The following is an 18,330-nucleotide window of genomic DNA, read 5'->3' as shown; positions in this document are numbered from 1 at the left end:
TGGCGAGACTAGCGCACGCCGATGGGCCCCGGGTCGGGGCGCATCATGCGACGGGCGTGCTGCGACATGACGCCATGATGGCAGAGGCCGGCCGGGAGTCGCACGCGAAAAGCGGGCCCGGGGTGCCCGGGCCCGCAAGGGTCAGCTGCCGACCGGGCCGCCGTCGAGGCGCCAGGTCACGACCACGCCCGGCTTGGCGTAGTCGCCGTCGGGCCAGGTGGAGGCCGGCTTGTCGACGGTGGCCCCGCTGATCTCGCCGGGGTGCTGGACCGCGACGAAGACCGAGCGGTCGTCGCCGGTGATGAACGGGCCGCAGGTCTCGGCGCCGCGCGGGACGGTGAGGAACTGCTTCACCCGACCGCGGTCCGGGCCCTCGATCGGCGTGGCGAACAGGCCGTCGTTGCTGCCCAGCGCGTTGCCGTCGGTCGAGATCCAGAGGTTGCCCGCGCTGTCGAAGGCGACGTTGTCGGGGCAGGAGATCGGCGACACCTTCGTCTTGTCGTAGCCACCGAAGTAGGTGTCGGCCGCGGCCGGGTCGCCGCAGACGATCGGCAGCGACCACGTGAAGGTCAGGCCGGTGTGGTCGCCGTTGTCCTCGGTGATCTCGAAGATGTGGCCGTGCTTGTTGGTGTTGCGCGGGTTGGCCTCGTCCACGCCGGGGTTGGAGCCGACGCCCCGGTTGGTGTTGTTGGTCATCGCGGCGTAGATCTTGCCGGTCTTGAGGCTCGGCTGGACGTCCTCGGGACGGTCCATCTTGGTCGCGCCCACCTTGTCGCCCGCCAGGCGGGTGAAGGTGAGCACCTCGGCGGCGGTCATGCCCGGCACGTACGACGTGGTGCCGGAGACCAGCTTGATCCACTTGCCGGTGCCGTCGAACGCGCCGTCCGAGGGCAGCTTGCCCGAGCCGTCGATCTCGGCGGCCGGGCTGTCGCCCTTGACCTGGGCGACGTAGAGGGTGCCCGACTCCAGCAGGGTCAGGTTGTGCCGGCGGTCGTTCTTCTTGTACTTGCCCGCCGAGACGAACTTGTAGAGGTAGTCGAACCGCTCGTCGTCACCCATGTACGCGACGACGTGGCCGCTGCGGGCGACGATCACGTTGGCGCCCTCGTGCTTGAAACGGCCCATCGCCGTGTGCTTGCGCGGCGGCGCGTCGGGGTCGAACGGGTCGACCTCGACGATCCAGCCGAAGCGGTTCGCCTCGTTCGGGTGCTTGGCCAGGTCGAAGCGCTCCTGGGCCCGCTCCCACTTGCGCGAGCCGCTCGGGTAGCGCGCGGTGGTCGAGATGCCGTAGCGGTTGAGCTTGGCCTTGTCGGCCTCGGGGACCGCGTCGCCGCCGACGAAGTACTGGTTGAAGTTCTCCTCGCCGGAGAGCACGGTGCCCCACGGCGTGACGCCGCCGGCGCAGTTGTTGAGCGTGCCGATGACCGTGTAGCCCTTGGGGTCCGCGGCCGTGCGCAGCGCCGGGGTGCCGGCGGCCGGGCCGGTGAGGCGGAAGCGGGTCTCGAGCGCGGTGATGCGCCGGTTGTAGCGCAGCCGCTTGGAGCGGACCGGGGTCCACTGCCCGGAGCGGCCCACCCGCTCGATCTCGACCACGGAGAGGCCGTGCGCCGCCATCGCGACCTTGAGCTGTTCGACCGAGAGCGCGTCCAGGCTGGTGAAGCCCGGGAACATCAGCTCCTCGTTGGTGTACTCGTGGTTGACCACGAGCAGCGCGCGGTCGTCGCTGATCGGGATCACGCCGACGAAGTCGTTGTTGTAGCCGAACTGCAGCGACTGGGCCTTCGCCGTCTGGCGGCCCAGGCTGAACTCGGGCGCGCCGGGCACGACGGGGTCGCCCCAGCGGATGACCACCGAGGAGTCGTAGCCGTTGGGCACGATCAGGCTGTCGAGCTGGTTCGGCGGGATGGCCTTGAAGGTCAGCGGGCCCGCTTTTCCGCCCTTGAGAGCAACCGGGGCCGGCGCGGCGCTTGCCGGGGTCGCCGCGATGGCCGGGGTCGAGCTCAGGCCGAGCACCAGGGCGCCGGCGCCGCCGGCGGCGAGCAGCCCGCGGCGGCTCATCGCCGAGCTGACGACGTCGCCGAGGTACGGGTTGTCCGTCTCGTTGGGCACCGGGTGGTCGCAGGCGTTGCCGCACCGGTAGAGGCACGTCATCGCGTCCCGGCTCCCCCCGCTGTGTCCCAGCAGCGGTAACAGCCGACGGCGGATATCAGGCATCTCATCTCCTCGTTAGGTGAGCTGCCCGAAACCTAGGAGAGGGGGTTCACCCCGGACTACCGGTCCGGGGTGAACGCGGCGTAAACGTCTTAACTACCGATCGCTCCTCCGTCGAGGCGCCAGGTCACCACGACCGCCGGTTTGGCGAAGTCGCCGTCCGGCCACGTGGAGGCCGGGTTGTCGATCGTGGCCCCGGTGACCTCGCCGGGGTGCTGCACCGCCACGAAGACCGATCGGTCGTCGCCGGTGAGGAACGGGCCGCACGTCTCGGCGCCGGGCGGCACGGTCAGGAACTGCTTGAGGTGTCCGCGCGAGGGGCCCTCGATCGGCGTGGCGAACAGGCCGTCGTTGCTGCCCAGCGCGTTGCCGTCGGTGGCGATCCAGAGGTTGCCGGTGCGGTCGAAGGCGACGTTGTCGGGGCACGAGATCGGCGACACCTTCGACTTGTCGAACCCGGCGAAGTAGGTGGACGGGTCGTCCGGGTCGCCGCAGACGATCGGCAGCGACCAGGTGAAGGTGAGACCGGTGTGGTCCCCGCCGTCTTCGGTGATCTCCAGGATCTGGCCGTGCCGGTTGGCCGTGCGCGGGTTGGCCTCGTCGACGCCGGGATAGGTCCCCACACCCCGGTTGGTGTTGTTGGTGAGCGCGGCGTAGATCTTGCCGGTCTGCAAGCTCGGCTGGACGTCCTCGGGGCGGTCCATCTTGGTCGCCTCGACCGCGTCGCCGGCGAGCCGGGTGAACGTCAGCACCTCCGTGGCGGTCATGCCGGGCACGTACGACGTGGTGCCGGACACCAGCTTGATCCACTTGCCGGTGCCGTCGAACGCGCCGTCCGAGGGCAGCTTGCCCGAGCCGTCGATCTCGGTGGCCGGGCTGTCGCCGTCGAGCTGGGCCACGTACAGCGTGCCCGAGGAGAGCAGGGTCAGGTTGTGCCGGCGGTCGTGCGGCCGGTAGGTGCCCGACGAGACGAACTTGTAGAGGTATTCGAACCGCTCGTCGTCTCCCATGTACGCGACGACGTGCCCGCTGCGGGCGACGATCACGTTCGCGCCCTCGTGCTTGAAGCGGCCCATCGCCGTGTGCTTGCGGGGCAGCGCGCCCGGCTCGAAGGGGTCGACCTCGACGATCCAGCCGAAGCGGTTCGCCTCGTTCGGGTGCTTGGCCAGGTCGAAGCGCTCCTGCGCCCGTTCCCACCGGCGTGACCCCGACGGATAGCGCGCGGTGGTGAGGATGCCGTAGCGGTTGAGGTAGGGCTTGTCGGCGGCCGGCACGGCGTCGCCGCCGACGAAGTACTGGTTGAAGTTCTCCTCGCCGGAGAGCACGGTGCCCCACGGCGTCACGCCACCCGCGCAGTTGTTGAGCGTGCCGATGACCGTGGTGCCCGCCGGGTCCGCCGCGGTGCGCAGCAGCGGCGATCCGGCCGCCGGCCCGTCCACCCGGAACGGCGTGGCGAGCATGGTGAGCCGCTTGTTGTACGGCAGCCGCCGGGACCGCACCGGCCGCCACTGGCCGGTGCGGCCGACCCGTTCGAGCTCGACCACCGACATGCCGTGCGCGGCCATCGCGGCGCGCACCTGGTCGACGGTGAGCGCCTCCTGGCTGGTGAATCCGGGGAACATCAGCTCCTCGTTGGTGTACTCGTGGTTCGACACGAGCAGCGCGCGGTCGTCGCGGCCGGGGAAGGGCAGCACGCCGAGGAAGTCGTTGTTGTAGCCGAACTGCTTCGACTGGCTCTCGCCGGTCTGGTGGTGGACGTCGAGCGCGGGAGCGCCGGGCAGGATCGGGTCGCCCCAGCGGATCACCACGGCGTGGTCGTAGCCGTTCGGCACGATGAAGCTGTCCAGCTCGTTCGGCGGGATCGGCTTGAAGGTCAGCCCCGTGGGCGCGGGCGCCGGCGCCGTCGCGGTCGCCGTCGCAGAGGCGGCCGCGGCCCGCACATCGACGCCGAGCACCAGGGCGCTCACGCCGCCCGCGGCCAGCAGCCCGCGACGGCTCACCGCCGCGTTCACGATATCGCCCAGATAGGAATTGTCGGATTGATTCGGCACGGGGTGGTCGCACGCGTTCCCGCATCGGTAGAGGCAGGTCTTCGCGTCCCGGCCGTGGCCCAGCAGGGGTAACAGCTCGCGCATCTCGAGATCTCCTTTGATCGGAGTGCATCGATCCCAGGTGAACGCAGCGTAAACAACTCCACGTCAGAGAGCGACCCCCTTGATTCTTGTGTCCCGCGTCGCAGCCGCGTCAAAAACGCGTCAAGAAACCCCCGGGGGCCGTACGCAACGCGTCAACGCCGATGACGCCGGGGTTCCGGCGAGGTTCGCTTCACCGCGTACCACCCCAACCTCGTCCAAGGAGTCACCCCGTGGCTGATCTCGGGTTCGTCGTTCTCACGGTCGCGCTGTTCGCGGCGCTGACCGTGCTGATCAAGACGGTCGAACGCTCGTGAGCGCCGTCAACGTCGTCGGCCTCGTCGTGGCCGTCGTCCTGGCCGGGTTCCTCGTCGCCGCCCTGCTGTTTCCGGAGAAGTTCTGATGGCCGGCTGGCTCTTCGTCATCACGCTGGTGCTCGCGGTCGCCGCGGTGTACCGGCCGCTGGGTGACTACCTCCATCGGGTGGTGTCCGGCCGGCGCAGCAACGTCGTCGAGCGCGGCATCTACCGGCTCGTGGGGGTCGACCCGGAGGCCGAGCAGAGCTGGGGCGTCTACGCCCGCAGCGTCCTCGCGTTCTCCGCGGTCTCGATCCTGTTCCTCTACCTCTTCCTGCGCGTGCAGGACAAGCTGTGGCTGTCGCTCGGCTTCGACGGCGTGCCCACGCACATCGCCTGGAACACCGCGGTCAGCTTCGTCACCAACACCAACTGGCAGGCGTACTCCGGCGAGTCGACAATGGGCCACCTGGCGCAGATGGCCGGCCTCGCGGTGCAGAACTTCGTCTCCGCCGCCGTCGGCATCGCCGTCGCGGTCGCCCTGATCCGGGGCTTCGCGGCGCGCAAGACCAAGACGCTCGGCAACTTCTGGGTCGACCTGACCCGGATCACGCTGCGCGTGCTGCTGCCGATCTGTGTCCTGGCCACGCTGGTCTTCATGGTCGGCGGGGTGGTGCAGAACCTCTCGGGCGGCGCCGACGTCACCACGCTGACCGGCGCCACCCAGCACATCACCGGCGGCCCGGTCGCCTCCCAGGAGGCGATCAAGGAGCTCGGCACGAACGGCGGCGGCTTCTACAACACGAACTCGGCCCACCCGTTCGAGAACCCCACGACCTGGACCAACTGGGTGCAGCTCTTCCTGATCCTCTGCATCCCGTTCGCCATGCCCCGGGTCTTCGGCCGGATGGTCGGCCAGAACCGCCAGGGCTACGCGATCGTCGCCGTCATGTCGGTGCTCGCGCTCGCCTCGATCGCGCTCACCGTCGGCTTCGAGGTGCACGCCGGCGGCACGGTGCCGCAGGCGGTCGGCGCCGCGATGGAGGGCAAGGAGGTCCGCTTCGGCGTGCCGGACTCGGCGACCTTCGGCGCGGTCACGACGCTCACCTCGACCGGCGCCGTCAACTCGTTCCTCGACTCCTACACGTCCTTCGGCGGCATGATGCCGATGGTCAACATGATGCTCGGCGAGGTGGCCCCGGGCGGCGTCGGCGCCGGCCTCTACGGCCTGCTGATCCTGGCGACGATCACGGTCTTCGTGGCGGGCCTCATGGTCGGCCGCACCCCCGAGTACGTCGGCAAGAAGATCGGCGCCCGCGAGATGAAGCTCGCGTCGCTCTACTTCCTGGTCACGCCCGCGATCGTGCTGATCGGCACGGCGGCGGCCTTCGCCACCGGCCACAACGCCACGGCGCTCAACGCCGGCCCGCACGGCCTCTCCGAGGTGCTGTACGCCTTCACCAGCGCCGGCAACAACAACGGCTCGGCCTTCGCGGGCATCACGGTGAACACACCGTGGTGGGACACCGCGCTCGGCCTGGCGATGCTCCTCGGCCGCTTCCTGCCGATCATCCTGGTGCTGGCCCTGGCCGGCTCGCTGGCCCGGCAGCGCCCGGTGCCGGAGTCCGAGGGCACGCTGCCCACCCACCAACCCCTGTTCGTCGGGCTCGTCGTCGGCGTCACGATCGTGCTGGTCGCGCTGACGTTCCTCCCCGCTCTCGCTCTCGGTCCCATCGCGGAGGGCCTCTCATGACCATGCTCGCCGACCGGCCGGCCGTGCAAAGCACGCCGGTGAAGAGCGGAATGCTCGATCCGCATCAGCTGTGGCGCTCGCTGCCCGGCGCCGTCCGTAAGCTCGACCCGCGCCTCATGTGGCGCAACCCGGTCATGTTCATCGTCGAGGCCGGCTCGGTCTTCACCACCGTCCTCGCCGTCGCCGACCCGAGCGTGCTCGCCTGGATCGTCACGGTCTGGCTCTGGCTCACCGTCGTCTTCGCCAACCTGGCCGAGGCGGTCGCCGAGGGCCGGGGCAAGGCGCAGGCGGCCACCCTGCGCGCGGCCAAGCAGGACACGGTGGCCCACCTGCGGGACGGCCGCGAGATCCCGGCCACCGAGCTCCAGCAGGGCGACGTGGTAGTGGTCGAGGCCGGCCAGGTGATCCCCGGTGACGGCGACGTCGTCGAGGGCATCGCCAGCGTCGACGAGTCGGCCATCACCGGCGAGTCGGCCCCGGTGATCCGCGAGTCCGGCGGGGACCGCTCGGCGGTCACCGGCGGCACCAGGGTGCTCTCCGACCGGATCGTCGTACGGATCACCCAGAAGCCCGGCGAGAGCTTCGTCGACCGGATGATCGCCCTGGTCGAGGGCGCGAACCGGCAGAAGACGCCGAACGAGATCGCGCTCAACATCCTGCTGGCCGCGCTCACGATCATCTTTCTGCTCTCGGTGGTGACGCTCCAGCCGCTGGCGATCTTCTCGAAGGCGTACCAGGCGGCGGCGCCGGACACGATCGCGATCGACGCGCACGGCGTCACCGGCATCGTGCTCGTCTCGCTGATCGTCTGCCTGATCCCGACCACGATCGGCGCGCTGCTCTCGGCGATCGGCATCGCCGGCATGGACCGGCTGGTGCAGCGCAACGTGCTCGCCATGTCGGGCCGCGCGGTCGAGGCCGCGGGCGACGTCAGCACGTTGCTGCTCGACAAGACCGGCACGATCACCCTGGGCAACCGTCAGGCCGCCGAGTTCGTCCCGGTCGACGGCGTCTCGGCCGCCGAACTGGCCGACGCGGCGCAACTGTCCAGCCTGGCCGACGAGACTCCCGAGGGCCGCTCGATCGTCGTGCTGGCGAAGAACGAGTTCGGGCTACGCGAGCGGGAGCCCGGCCTGATGACCGGCGCGACCTTCGTGCCGTTCACCGCGCAGACCCGGATGAGCGGCGTCGATCTCGGAACGCGGCAGATCCGCAAGGGGGCCGCGGCCGCCGTCATCAAGTGGGTCGGCCGCTCCTCCGACGAGGTGGCCGAGATCGTCGACGGGATCAGCGCCTCCGGCGGCACCCCGCTCGTGGTGGCCGAGAAGGACCGCGTCCTCGGCGTCATCCACCTCAAGGACGTCGTCAAGGAGGGCATGCGCGCCCGCTTCGACGAGATGCGCCGCATGGGCATCCGCACCGTGATGATCACGGGTGACAACCCGCGCACGGCCGCGGCCATCGCCGCCGAGGCCGGTGTCGACGACTTCCTGGCCGAGGCGACGCCCGAGGACAAGCTCGCGCTGATCAAGAAGGAGCAGGAGGGCGGCCGGCTGGTCGCGATGACCGGCGACGGCACCAACGACGCGCCCGCGCTGGCTCAGGCGGACGTCGGCGTGGCCATGAACACCGGCACGTCGGCCGCCAAGGAGGCCGGCAACATGGTCGACCTCGACTCCGACCCGACCAAGCTGATCGAGATCGTCGAGATCGGCAAGCAGCTGCTCATCACGCGGGGCGCGCTGACCACCTTCTCGATCGCGAACGACATCGCCAAGTACTTCGCCATCATTCCGGCGATCTTCGCCGCCGTGTACCCGGGCCTCGACGCCCTCAACGTCATGCGGCTGCACTCGCCGGGCTCGGCGATCCTCTCCGCGGTCATCTTCAACGCGCTGGTCATCGTCGCGCTGATCCCGCTGGCCCTGCGCGGGGTGCGCTACCGGCCGTCGAGCGCGAGCGCGCTGCTGCGCCGCAACCTGTGGGTCTACGGCCTGGGCGGCGTCATCGTGCCGTTCCTCGGCATCAAGCTCATCGACCTCCTCATCCAGTTCATCCCGGGGATCTGACAAATGCGACTCCCTACCTGGCTTTCACAACACCTCGCCGCGCTGCGCGCGCTGCTCGTTCTGACCGTCCTTCTCGGACTCGCCTACCCCCTCGCCTTCGTGGCGATCGGGCACCTGCCCGGCCTCTCGCACAAGGCGAACGGCTCGATGGTGACCGTGGGCAGCACGCTGATCGGCCAGTCGTTCACCGACGCCGACGGCAACCCCGTCCCGAAGTACTTCCAGAGCCGCCCCTCGGCCGCCGGCGACGGCTACGACCCCACGTCCACCGCCGCGAGCAACCTCGGCCCGGAGAGCGTGGTCGACACGGCCGGCGCCAAGAGCCTGCTCACCCAGGTCTGCGAGCGCAGCCTGGCCATCGGCAGGCTGGAGAACGTCGACGGCAGCCGTCCCTACTGCACCGCCGACGGCGTCGGCGCGGTGCTCGCCGTCTTCCACCGCGACGGCCTGACCGGCCCGATCACCCGCGTCGTCTCGGTCAACCAGACCGGCACGCCGTTCCTCGCCACCTACCATGGCGTCACGGTCGAGCCCGCGAAGAACGACACCGACTACGTGGCCGAGGGTGGCGTGATCACGCCGATCCGCGGCGACGCCCCGGCGAAGCCGGTCGTTCCGCCGGACGCGGTGACGGCCGGCGGCAGCGGCCTCGACCCGGACATCAGCCCGGCCTACGCGAACCTCCAGGCGCCCCGGATCGCCCGCGAGCGCGGTCTCCCGCTCGCCCGGGTCCACGAGCTCATCGAGGAGCACACCGACGGCCGCGCGCTCGGCTTCCTGGGTGAGCCGGCCGTCAACGTCCTGGAGCTCAACCTGGCCCTGGACGCACAGTAGGAGAGGGGAGGCGCGGCGTCATGGCACGTGGAGAACTGCGGATCTATCTCGGCGCCGCGCCCGGCGTCGGCAAGACGTACGCCATGCTGGAGGAGGCACACCGCCGGGCCGAGCGCGGCACCGACGTCGTGGTCGCGCTGGTCGAGACGCACGGGCGCAAGCACACCGCCGCGATGATCGGCGACCTGGAGGTGATACCCCGGCAGGAGGTCACCTACCGGGGCGCCGGCTTCACCGAGATGGACCTCGACGCGGTCCTCGCCCGCCGGCCCGAGGTGGCGGTCGTCGACGAGCTCGCGCACACCAACGTGCCCGGCTCGCGGCACGCCAAGCGGTGGCAGGACGTGCGCACCCTGCTCGACGCCGGCATCAGCGTGCTGACCACGGTCAACGTGCAGCACCTGGAATCGCTCAACGATGTGGTCGCCCAGATCACCGGCGTCGAGCAGCGCGAGACCGTGCCCGACGCGGTGGTGCGCGCGGCCGAGCAGGTCGAGCTCGTCGACATGACGCCCGAGGCGCTGCGCCGGCGGATGGCGCACGGCAACATCTACCAGCCCGAGAAGGTCGACGCGGCGCTGGGCAACTACTTCCGTACCGGAAACCTGACCGCCCTGCGGGAGCTGGCCCTGCTCTGGCTCGCCGACAAGGTCGACGACCAGCTCGGCAGATATCGCGCCGAGCACGGCATCGACACGACCTGGGAGACCCGCGAGCGGGTCGTGGTGGCGCTGACCGGCGGCCCCGAGGGGGACACGCTGATCCGCCGGGCGGCCCGCATCGCCGCCCGCAACAAGGGCACCGACCTGCTCGCCGTGCACGTCACCCGCAACGACGGCCTGGCCGGCGCCGATCCGGCCAAACTCGCCCGCCAGCGCGTGCTGGTCGAGACCCTGGGCGGCACCTATCACCAGGTGTCCGGCCCGGACGTCGCCGGCGCCCTGCTCGAGTTCGCCCGGGCGGTCAACGCGACCCAGATCGTGCTCGGCGCGAGCAGCCGCGGGCGGTTCGCCCAGATCCTCAGCGCCGGTGTCGGCGCCACCACGATCGCCCGGTCCGGCTCGATCGACGTGCACCTGGTCACCCACGAGCGGGCCGGGCAGGGCCGCCGCCGCGCGCGGATGCCCGCCGCGCTGTCCCGCGGGCGCCGGATCGCCGGCTTCGCCGCCGTCCTCGCCGGCCTGCCCGCGCTGACCGCACTGCTCAAGCTGGGCCCCTCGCTGACCCTGATCAACGACATCCTGCTGTTCCTGGCCGCCGTCGTCGGCGTCTCGCTGATCGGTGGCCTGTGGCCGGCCCTGCTCGCGGCGGTCGCGGGGTCGCTGCTGCTCAACTGGTTCTTCACCCCGCCGGTGGGCCGGTTCACCATCGCCGAGACCGACAATCTGCTCGCGCTCGGCATCTTCGTCGTGGTGGCGCTCGCGGTGAGCTGGGTGGTCGACACCGCGGCCCGCAAGACCCGCCAGGCCGCGGCCGCCTCGGCCGACGCCCAGACACTGGCCACGGTGGCCGGCGGCGTGCTGCGCGGCGAGCGGCCGCTGATGGCGCTGCTCGAACGGCTGCGCGAGACGTTCGGCTTCGACTCGGTCACGCTGCTCTCCGACGGCGAGCCCGCGGCCGAGGTGGGCCATCCCGTCTGCACTCGGGCGTCCGACGCGGACGTCGAGGTCCGGGCCGACGAGCACATCACCATGCTGCTCAAGGGCCATCCGCTCGCGGCCTCCGACCGGCGCATCGTCGAGGCGTTCGCCGCGCAGGCCGCGGTGGCGCTGCGCCAGCAACGGCTCAGCGCCGAGGCGGCCGCCGCGAAACCGCTGGCCGAGGCCGACCGGATGCGCACCGCGCTGCTCGCCGCGGTCAGCCACGACCTGCGCACCCCGCTCGCCTCGGCCAAGGCGTCGGTGGCCGGCCTGCTCAGCGACGAGGTGCACTTCGACGAGGAGGACCGGCACGAGCTGCTGGTCACCGCCGACGAGTCGCTCGACCGGCTCGGCCGGCTCGTCGCCAACCTGCTCGACATGAGCCGCCTGCAGGCCGGCGCGCTCGGCGTGAGCCTCGCCGACGTCGGCGCCGAGGAGGTGCTGCCGCTCGCCCTCGACGACCTCGGCCCCGACGGCCGCAAGGTCACCCTGCACCTGCCCGACGACCTGCCGCCCGTGCGCACCGACCCGGGCCTGCTCGAACGGGTGCTGGTCAACCTGGTCGCCAACGCGTTGCGCCACAGCCCCGCCGGCCGCCCACCGGTGATCACCGCGAGCCGCCACGGCGACACCGTCGAGCTCCGCGTCATCGACCACGGTCCCGGCATCCCCCGGGACCGCTGGGACGACGTCTTCCTGCCCTTCCAGCGCCTCGGCGACCGGGACAACCACACCGGGGTCGGCCTCGGCCTGGCGCTCTCGCGCGGCCTGACCGAGGCGGTGGGCGGCGCTCTCACCCCCGAGGAGACCCCTGGCGGCGGCCTCACCATGGTGCTCGCCCTGCCGGCGAGCTCGTCGTGACCCGCTTCGTGCCTTGACCCGGCGACCTCGTGCTATTCGGCGGACGGTTACCTGGGCCGGGTACACCGGATGCATGACCGAGCTCCGCTGTGCCATCGAGAGAGACACCGACAAGGCCGGCAACACCACCTACCTGCACCTGAGCGGTTCTTTCGACAAGGCGGCCCACCGGGAGCTGCGCCGGCGGCTGTGGGACGCCTTCGCGCGCCGGCGGCGGGGGCGGGTGGTGCTCGACCTCGCCGGGGTCGACGAGATCGGCAGCGAGTGCATCGAGGTGCTGTTGACCGGCTACACCAGGGCGCTGCGCGGCGGGCACGGCTTCGAGGTCGTCAACGCGCGGGGCGGCGTACGGCAGATGCTCGAGGCGACCGGGCTGTGCGAGCGCCGGGACGACGACCTGCTCTACGCCCCCGCGTGGCCGGACGTCTTCGACTTCACGCCGCTGGGAGCGCCTGACCGTCTGGGGTGACCCGTACCTCGCGGAGCCGGTGGGTGGCGACGCCCGCGGCGCTGAGCCGGTCGGCTATCGCCGGGCTGCTGCGGTCGAGAAAGACGGCCACCTGGTGGTCGTCGCCCAGGAAGCAGGCGGCGACCAGGGTGCCGAGGTTGATCGGATCGATGTCGGCGACGTCGTGCAGGTCGAGCACGAGCCGCAGCGGCCGCAGGTGACGGACGGCGTGCACCAGGGTGCGGCGCAGCTCGACCGCGTCGTCGGCGTCGAGCACACCGTGCGGCTGGATGACGAGCGTTCCGTCGGGGCTGGTTTCGACGTCGACCGTAGTAGCGGTCATCGCGGACCCTTCGTTACCCGTTGTTCTCCGGAGGGAAAGGTTACTGCTCAGCCTCTCCAGGCGATACCCACGATCGTCCATGAACATTCTCGGCCGGGCAGGGCCGGCCGAGGTGGTATCCCTGCAGGAGGTCCACACCGGCGTCGGCGAGCGCCGCGGCGGTCGGCTCGTCCTCCACGCCCTCGGCGACCACCGTCAGGCTCAGCGCCCGGGCGATCGCGATCACCGAGTCGATGATCACCGCGTGCGGCTTCGAGTCGTGCATGCGCAGGACGAACGACTGGTCGATCTTCAGCTCGTCGATCGGCAGCTCGGGGAGGAGCCCGAGCGAGGTGTAGCCGGTGCCGAAGTCGTCGATCGCGACCCGGATACCGGCCGCCCGGATCTCCGCGAGCCGTGCCGCTGCCTGATCGGGACGGGCCAGCACCGCCGTCTCGGTGATCTCCACGGTGAGCAGCGACGCCGGCAGGCCCTCCAGGCGCAGCAGTGCCAGGATCGTCGGCACGGCCCGGTCCTGAGCCAGGTACGCGGCCGACAGGTTCACCGACACCGGCATGCCGCGGCCCGCGCGGTGCCAGGCGCAGGCCTGGTGGATCGCCTCGGCGAGCACCCAGTCGGTCAGCTCCAGGATCACGTCCGAGCGCTCCGCGTCCGGCAGGAAGACACCGGGCGGCAGCATGCCGCGCTGCGGGTGCTGCCAGCGGACCAGGGCCTCGGTGCCGTTCAGCGTGCGGCAGCCCGCCCGGTGCAGCGGCTGGTAGTGCAGCCTCAGATGGCCCGCCCGGATGCCGGCCCGCAGCTCGGTCAGCTGGCGCAGGTCGGCGCGCCGGCCGAGGCCGGTGCGCGCGGTCCATCGGACGACACCGGTGCGGTCCTGCTTGGCGCACCGCATCGCGGCCGTGGCCCGGCGGAACAGGACGTCCGCGTCGGCGTTCCCCTCGGCCTCGGCCACGCCGACGCTCGCCTCCAGGCTCACCGGCACCCCGCCGACCGTGTGCGGGCCACGGAGGGCGTCGGTGAGCCGGCGCGCCAGCCGGGCGAGGTCCGGATCGGGGGCGGGATGCGCGAGCAGCACCACGAACCGGTCGCCCTCGAGACGGGCGACCAGGCACTCGTCGCCGCAGGCCGCGCGCAGGCCGGCGGCCACGCGCTGGAGCAGCACGTCGGCACCCTGCCGGCCGAGCATGTCGTTGACCTCCTGGAAGCGGTCCAGGCCGAACTGCACGACGGCGGCGAGCGAGCCGTCGGCCAGCCGCCGCTCGCCCTCGGCCAGCGCGGTGGCCCGGTTGGGCAGGCCGGTCAGCTGGTCGGCGCGCGACAACCGGGCGTACCGGCCGGCCATCGCGGTGAGCAGGCCGGCGACCGGCGCGACGCCGTGCCGGCCGTCCGCCCAGCGCACCACGACCGGCTCGGCGAGCTCCCCGGGCGGCCGGGCCAGGGCGGCCTCGGCGGCCAGGTCGACATCGGTGTCGGCGGCGAGCACGAGCGGATCGTGCAGGGTCCGCGAGCTGCGGCTCAGCAACCGCGGGCCGGTGGGGGAGTCGATCAGGACGCCGGGCCGCGAGGGGTCGTCGCGCAGCAGCGCCACGATCTCGGCGAGGCTCGTGCCGGCGGGCACGGGCACCATGGGCACCGCGGTCTCGCCGACCTTGCGGGGCAGCCGGACGGCGCCACTCACCTCGTGCTCACCGGGGAGCCGCCGGCCTCGCCGCGGCGCCGCTCGGTGTCGTCGATGGCGATCGCGCAGACGCCGTAGAGGGAGCCGTCCGGGTCGGTCAGCGGGAAGCGTGTCACCACGTACTGCCTGATCTCGTCGCCGAACGGCACCTCCTCCAGCGCGGTCAGCGCCTCGCCGGTGGCCGCCACCCGCTCGGTGTTGCGGCGCGCGTCGGCCGTCGCGGCGTCGGGCAGCACGTCGGTGTCCCGCCGGCCGATCAGGTCGGCGGCGGAGACCTGGAAGACCCGCTCGTACTCGCCGTTGACGAAGAGGAACCGGCCGTCGAGGTCCCGCGCCGTGATCAGGGCGGAGTTGTGCTCGAGGATCGTGTTGAGCAGTGTCTTGACCCGCTGGACACCCTGCTGGGCGCGGTGCGCCCTGGTCCGGTCGGACACGAAGGCGACGTAACCGTCCTCGACCGCGTCGACGACCATGGAGACGAGCAGCTCGGAGCCGTCCCGGTGAGACGCGGGAACCTCCACCTGGGTGCCCGGCCAGGCGTCGTCGCCGGAGACCAGGCGGCGGGCGAACCCGGCGGTGTGCGCGGCGCGCAGCGAGGCCGGCACGATGGTGTCCGCCAGGGCGCGGCCCAGCACCTCGTCGCGGGACCAGCCGAAGAGGCGCTCGGCGGCCGGGTTCCACTCGCGGATCAGGCCCGCGCGATCGACCTCGACGAAGGCCAGTGAGGTCGCCCGCAGCGCGCCGGTGGGCCCGGCCGAGGAGTCCGCAGCAAGCATGATGAGTCCATCGGCGCCCGCCGCGCCCGCCTGAGGATTCTCCCGGGGTCTCAGTCGCGCCCGCCGGCGCGCACGAGCCCGCTCTCGTACGCGAACACGACGGCCTGCACCCGGTCGCGCAGCCCGAGCTTCATCAGCACCCGGGCCACGTGGGTCTTCACGGTCGCCTCGCCGACGGCGAGCGCCGCGGCGATCTCGGCGTTGGACAGGCCCCGGGCCACGAGCCGCAGCACCTCGGACTCGCGCGGGGTGAGGCCGTCGAGCTCGGCGGGCGGCCGCGGGCCGGGCCGGCCGGCGAAGGCCGAGATGACCCGGGTGGTGATCGCCGGGTCGAGCAGCGCCTCGCCGGCCGCCACCACCCGGATGGCCGTGATCAGGTGCTCGGGCGACGAGACCTTGAGCAGGAAGCCGCTCGCCCCGGCGCGCAGCGCCCGGTAGAGGTTCTCGTCGGTGTCGAAGGTGGTCAGCATGATCACCCGGGGCGGGTGCGGGCTCGCGAGCAGTGTGCTGGTGGCCGCGAGGCCGTCCTGCCGGGGCATCGCGATGTCCATCAGCACGACGTCCGGCCGGATCCGCCGGGCCAGCGCGACCGCCTCGGCGCCGTCGCCCGCCTCGCCCACCACTGTCATGTCCGGCTCGGTCTCGATCACCATGCGCAGCCCGGCCCGGACCATCCGCTGGTCGTCGGCGATCACCACGCTGATGGTCATCGGACGGCCACCGGGATCGGCAGCCGGCAGGTCACCGCGAACCCGCCCTCCTCGCGCGGGCCGGCGGCCAGCTCGCCGCCGAAGAGCGCGGCCCGCTCGCGCATGCCGATCAGCCCGTGCCCGCCCTCGCCCCGCTCGGCCCGGCGTCCGTCGTTGACCACCGCGAGGCGCAGCCCGCCTGGGCAGTAGCCGACCGTCACGGCGACGCGCACCTGGCCGGCGTGGCGCAGCACGTTGGTGAGCGCCTCCTGCACGATGCGGTAGGCGGACAGGTCGATCGCGGGCGGGATCGTCACCGGCTCGCCCTCCCGTCGCACGGTCACCGTCAGCCCCGCCTCGCGGACCTGGGCGACCAGCTCGTCGAGCCGGTCGAGCCCCACGGGCGGCTGCGCGCCGTCGGAGCCCTCGCCGCGCAGCAGACCGAGCGTACGGCGCAGCTCGCCCACCGCGTCGCGGCCGGACGACTCGATGGTGTGCAGCAGCTCCCGGTCGACCGGCAGCCCCGCGTCGAGCCGGCGCCGCACCACGCCGGCCTGGATCACCATGACCGTCACGCTGTGCGCCACCATGTCGTGCAGCTCGCGGGCGATCCGCACCCGCTCCTCCATGACCGCCTCGCGGGCCAGCTGCTCGCGGACCGCCGCGAGGGCCGAGGCGGCGTCGGCGGTGCGCCGCGCCTGCACGGCCAGGACCACCCCGAGGGCGTACGGCGCGAGCGGGAAGAACAGCGCCGCCATCGGGTCGCCCGGGTCGGAGACGAAGTAGACGGCGAACGTCACCACCATGAGGACCACGCCGATCACACCGCGCCGGCCGCTGCCGACCGGCGGCACGCACCGGCCGACCGTGTACGACGCGATCATCTCGGCCACCAGCTGCCAGAGCCGGAAGTTGATGGTGGCCTCGCCGGCGATCGTCGCGGGCTCGTAGAAGACCGGCAGCGGCCCGATGAGGTGCGGCAGCATCGTGAGCAGCGGAAAGATCCGGCGCACCAGGAAGAGCACCCCGAAGAGCGCCACCACGTACGGCCACCACCAGCCGGGCATCCGGATGAGGTACTCCTCGGCCAGGGCGAACGCCACGAAACTGCCGGACACCACCCAGTCCATCGGCCGGATCTGACGTGTTACCTCCCGGATCATGCGACGACGGTACGGCCGCCCGCCTCCCCGCCGAACCCGCCGCGAGGATGACAAGCGGTCCGCCGCGCGGGGGAGAGGACCTCCGTCCGTGTACGGGTTACCGCGCGGCCTTCCGTTCGTAGCGTCCCTGTTCGGCACAGTCCGACAGGGAGGAGAGTCCGATGTGGCGCAAGGCGACGGCAGCGTGCCTGGTGTTGGCTCCGGTGGCGCTCGCGGTGTCGACGGGGGTCGACCCGGCGCTCGGCGACGACCAGAGCTACGGGGCCTACCGGGATCATCCGGCAGCGACGCAGTGGCACGCGCTGCTGCTGCACTGGGCGTGGGCGTTGCTCGCGGTCGGCTTCATCGGCCTGCTGCGGCCGATCCGGCAGCGCGGCCGGGCGCTCGCGGCGATCGGCTGGGTGGCCACGCTGCTCGGGCTGGTGACGTTCTCGGGGCTGATGGCCTTCGACATCGGGCTGCTCGCGCTGGAGCAGCAGCCGGCGCTGACCGACGCGCAGCTGGCCGCCTACGACGACACGATCGGCTCGTACGGCTGGGCGCGCTGGGGATGGCAGGTGCCGGGCATCGCGGGCTGGGCGATCGCGCTGACCGTGGTGCCGATCGCGGCGGCGCGGGCCAAGGTGATCACCTGGTGGACCGCGGGCCTGGCGCTCGCCGGCACGGTGCTCTACCTGCTCTTCGCGATCTCGCCGGTGCCGCTCTGCCTCGCCGGGCCGGTGGTGCTCGTGGTCGCGTACGGCCTGGCGGCCCGGCAGATGCTGCGGCATCCCCAGCAGGACGCGACGTTCCCGCGCCGGGCCGGCGTGGTCTGCCTGGTGGCCGCTCCGCTGTCCTTCGCGATCGGCATGGCGACGGTGCCACCGGGCGCGGGGGACACCGCCACCTATGCCGACCACCCGGCGCTGGCCCAGGCCAGCGCGTTCTTCCTGCACCTGGCGTGGGTGCTCTTCGTGCCGGCCGTCATCGCCGTCGCCGAGCGGGGCGGCCGGTTCACCCGGGCGGCGGCCTTCGTGACAGTGCTCGCGCTGATCAACTTCAGCGCGCTGATGCTCGGCGACTACACCGACCTCGCCGCCCGGCAGGCGCTCGGCAACGACGTCGCCGACCGGGCCCGGGAGCTGACCGACGGCTACGCCCTGTTCACCTTCGGCTGGGCGCTGCCGGGCATGGTGTTCTCGCTGCTCGGGCTGATCGTGGTGGCGATCGGCGCGGCCCGCGACGGCCTGGTGCGCTGGTGGGTTCCGGCGCTGGTGGTGGCCGGGTTCGCCGGCTTCTTCGCGCTTCCGTTCGGGCCGTTGGGGGTCGTCGGCCCGGCGGTTCTGGTGGTGGGTTTCGGTCTGCTGGGGGCGGCGCTGCGCCGCACACCCGTCGCGGCGCCGGCGATGACCTGACCCACCCGGGGGGATGCGCCCGGCTCGGAGTGGCGGCTCCGGG

Annotated in this window: 14 protein-coding genes; 7 read left to right on the top strand and 7 right to left on the bottom strand. The window is 72.1% G+C overall.

Features of this window, described 5'->3' with window-relative positions:
• Positions 1–141 precede the first annotated feature (141 nt).
• Positions 142–2,214 carry a PhoX family protein gene (locus Ade02nite_RS19975; protein WP_203765537.1) on the bottom strand — a complete coding sequence of 691 codons (2,073 nt, stop codon included), beginning with the start codon at positions 2,212–2,214 and terminating at the stop codon, positions 142–144.
• An 89-nt stretch (positions 2,215–2,303) separates the two neighbouring features.
• The gene (locus tag Ade02nite_RS19970) at positions 2,304–4,346 is read right to left on the bottom strand and encodes a PhoX family protein (protein WP_203765535.1); all 2,043 of its coding nucleotides are present in this window, start codon (positions 4,344–4,346) and stop codon (positions 2,304–2,306) included.
• A gap of 310 nt (positions 4,347–4,656) precedes the next feature.
• On the opposite strand from Ade02nite_RS19970, the gene kdpF reads away from it, so the two are divergent.
• The 6 genes from kdpF to Ade02nite_RS19940 all read left to right on the top strand — a co-directional run bounded on the left by kdpF (position 4,657) and on the right by Ade02nite_RS19940 (position 12,265).
• Positions 4,657–4,746, top strand: a complete 90-nt coding sequence (kdpF, locus tag Ade02nite_RS19965) for a K(+)-transporting ATPase subunit F (RefSeq protein WP_203765534.1) — start codon at positions 4,657–4,659, stop codon at positions 4,744–4,746.
• Complete coding sequence (kdpA, locus tag Ade02nite_RS19960) at positions 4,746–6,392, top strand: potassium-transporting ATPase subunit KdpA (protein WP_203765533.1); 1,647 nt, start codon at positions 4,746–4,748, stop codon at positions 6,390–6,392. Before kdpF ends, kdpA begins: the two co-directional genes overlap by 1 nt.
• Positions 6,389–8,461 carry a potassium-transporting ATPase subunit KdpB gene (gene kdpB / locus Ade02nite_RS19955; RefSeq protein WP_203765532.1) on the top strand — a complete coding sequence of 691 codons (2,073 nt, stop codon included), beginning with the start codon at positions 6,389–6,391 and terminating at the stop codon, positions 8,459–8,461. Before kdpA ends, kdpB begins: the two co-directional genes overlap by 4 nt.
• A gap of 3 nt (positions 8,462–8,464) precedes the next feature.
• The gene (locus Ade02nite_RS19950; protein WP_203765530.1) at positions 8,465–9,295 is read left to right on the top strand and encodes a potassium-transporting ATPase subunit C; all 831 of its coding nucleotides are present in this window, start codon (positions 8,465–8,467) and stop codon (positions 9,293–9,295) included.
• Positions 9,296–9,315: 20 nt separating this feature from the next.
• On the top strand, positions 9,316–11,796 hold the full coding sequence (locus Ade02nite_RS19945) for a DUF4118 domain-containing protein (protein ID WP_203765528.1): 2,481 nt from the start codon (positions 9,316–9,318) through the stop codon (positions 11,794–11,796).
• Positions 11,797–11,869: 73 nt separating this feature from the next.
• Positions 11,870–12,265, top strand: coding sequence for an STAS domain-containing protein (locus Ade02nite_RS19940; RefSeq protein ID WP_203765526.1), 396 nt, complete (start codon positions 11,870–11,872; stop codon positions 12,263–12,265).
• Here Ade02nite_RS19940 and Ade02nite_RS19935 read toward each other — a convergent pair.
• Genes Ade02nite_RS19935 through Ade02nite_RS19915 form a run of 5 tightly spaced genes read right to left on the bottom strand, consistent with a single transcriptional unit; the run spans position 12,231 to position 16,893 of the window.
• A complete protein-coding gene (locus tag Ade02nite_RS19935; RefSeq protein ID WP_203765524.1) occupies positions 12,231–12,587 on the bottom strand; it encodes an STAS domain-containing protein in 357 nt (118 codons plus the stop codon). The genes Ade02nite_RS19940 and Ade02nite_RS19935 overlap by 35 nt on opposite strands.
• A gap of 40 nt (positions 12,588–12,627) precedes the next feature.
• On the bottom strand, positions 12,628–14,265 hold the full coding sequence (locus Ade02nite_RS19930; protein WP_203765522.1) for a putative bifunctional diguanylate cyclase/phosphodiesterase: 1,638 nt from the start codon (positions 14,263–14,265) through the stop codon (positions 12,628–12,630).
• Positions 14,262–15,041, bottom strand: coding sequence for a PAS domain-containing protein (locus Ade02nite_RS19925; protein WP_203765521.1), 780 nt, complete (start codon positions 15,039–15,041; stop codon positions 14,262–14,264). Before Ade02nite_RS19925 ends, Ade02nite_RS19930 begins: the two co-directional genes overlap by 4 nt.
• 50 nt (positions 15,042–15,091) lie before the next feature.
• Complete coding sequence (locus Ade02nite_RS19920) at positions 15,092–15,751, bottom strand: response regulator (RefSeq protein WP_203765517.1); 660 nt, start codon at positions 15,749–15,751, stop codon at positions 15,092–15,094.
• Positions 15,748–16,893 carry a sensor histidine kinase gene (locus tag Ade02nite_RS19915; RefSeq protein ID WP_203765516.1) on the bottom strand — a complete coding sequence of 382 codons (1,146 nt, stop codon included), beginning with the start codon at positions 16,891–16,893 and terminating at the stop codon, positions 15,748–15,750. Before Ade02nite_RS19915 ends, Ade02nite_RS19920 begins: the two co-directional genes overlap by 4 nt.
• Positions 16,894–17,054: 161 nt before the next feature.
• Here Ade02nite_RS19915 and Ade02nite_RS19910 point away from each other — a divergent pair, with 161 nt between their 5' ends.
• Positions 17,055–18,287: a hypothetical protein gene (locus tag Ade02nite_RS19910; protein WP_203765514.1), complete on the top strand. Its 1,233-nt coding sequence runs from the start codon at positions 17,055–17,057 to the stop codon at positions 18,285–18,287.
• The last annotated feature ends 43 nt before the right edge of the window (positions 18,288–18,330 follow it).

It is taken from the genome of Paractinoplanes deccanensis (assembly GCF_016862115.1).
Lineage (GTDB): Bacteria > Actinomycetota > Actinomycetes > Mycobacteriales > Micromonosporaceae > Actinoplanes > Actinoplanes deccanensis.
Note: the sequence above shows the minus strand (reverse complement) of the source record. Positions and strands in the feature narration are given on the sequence as shown.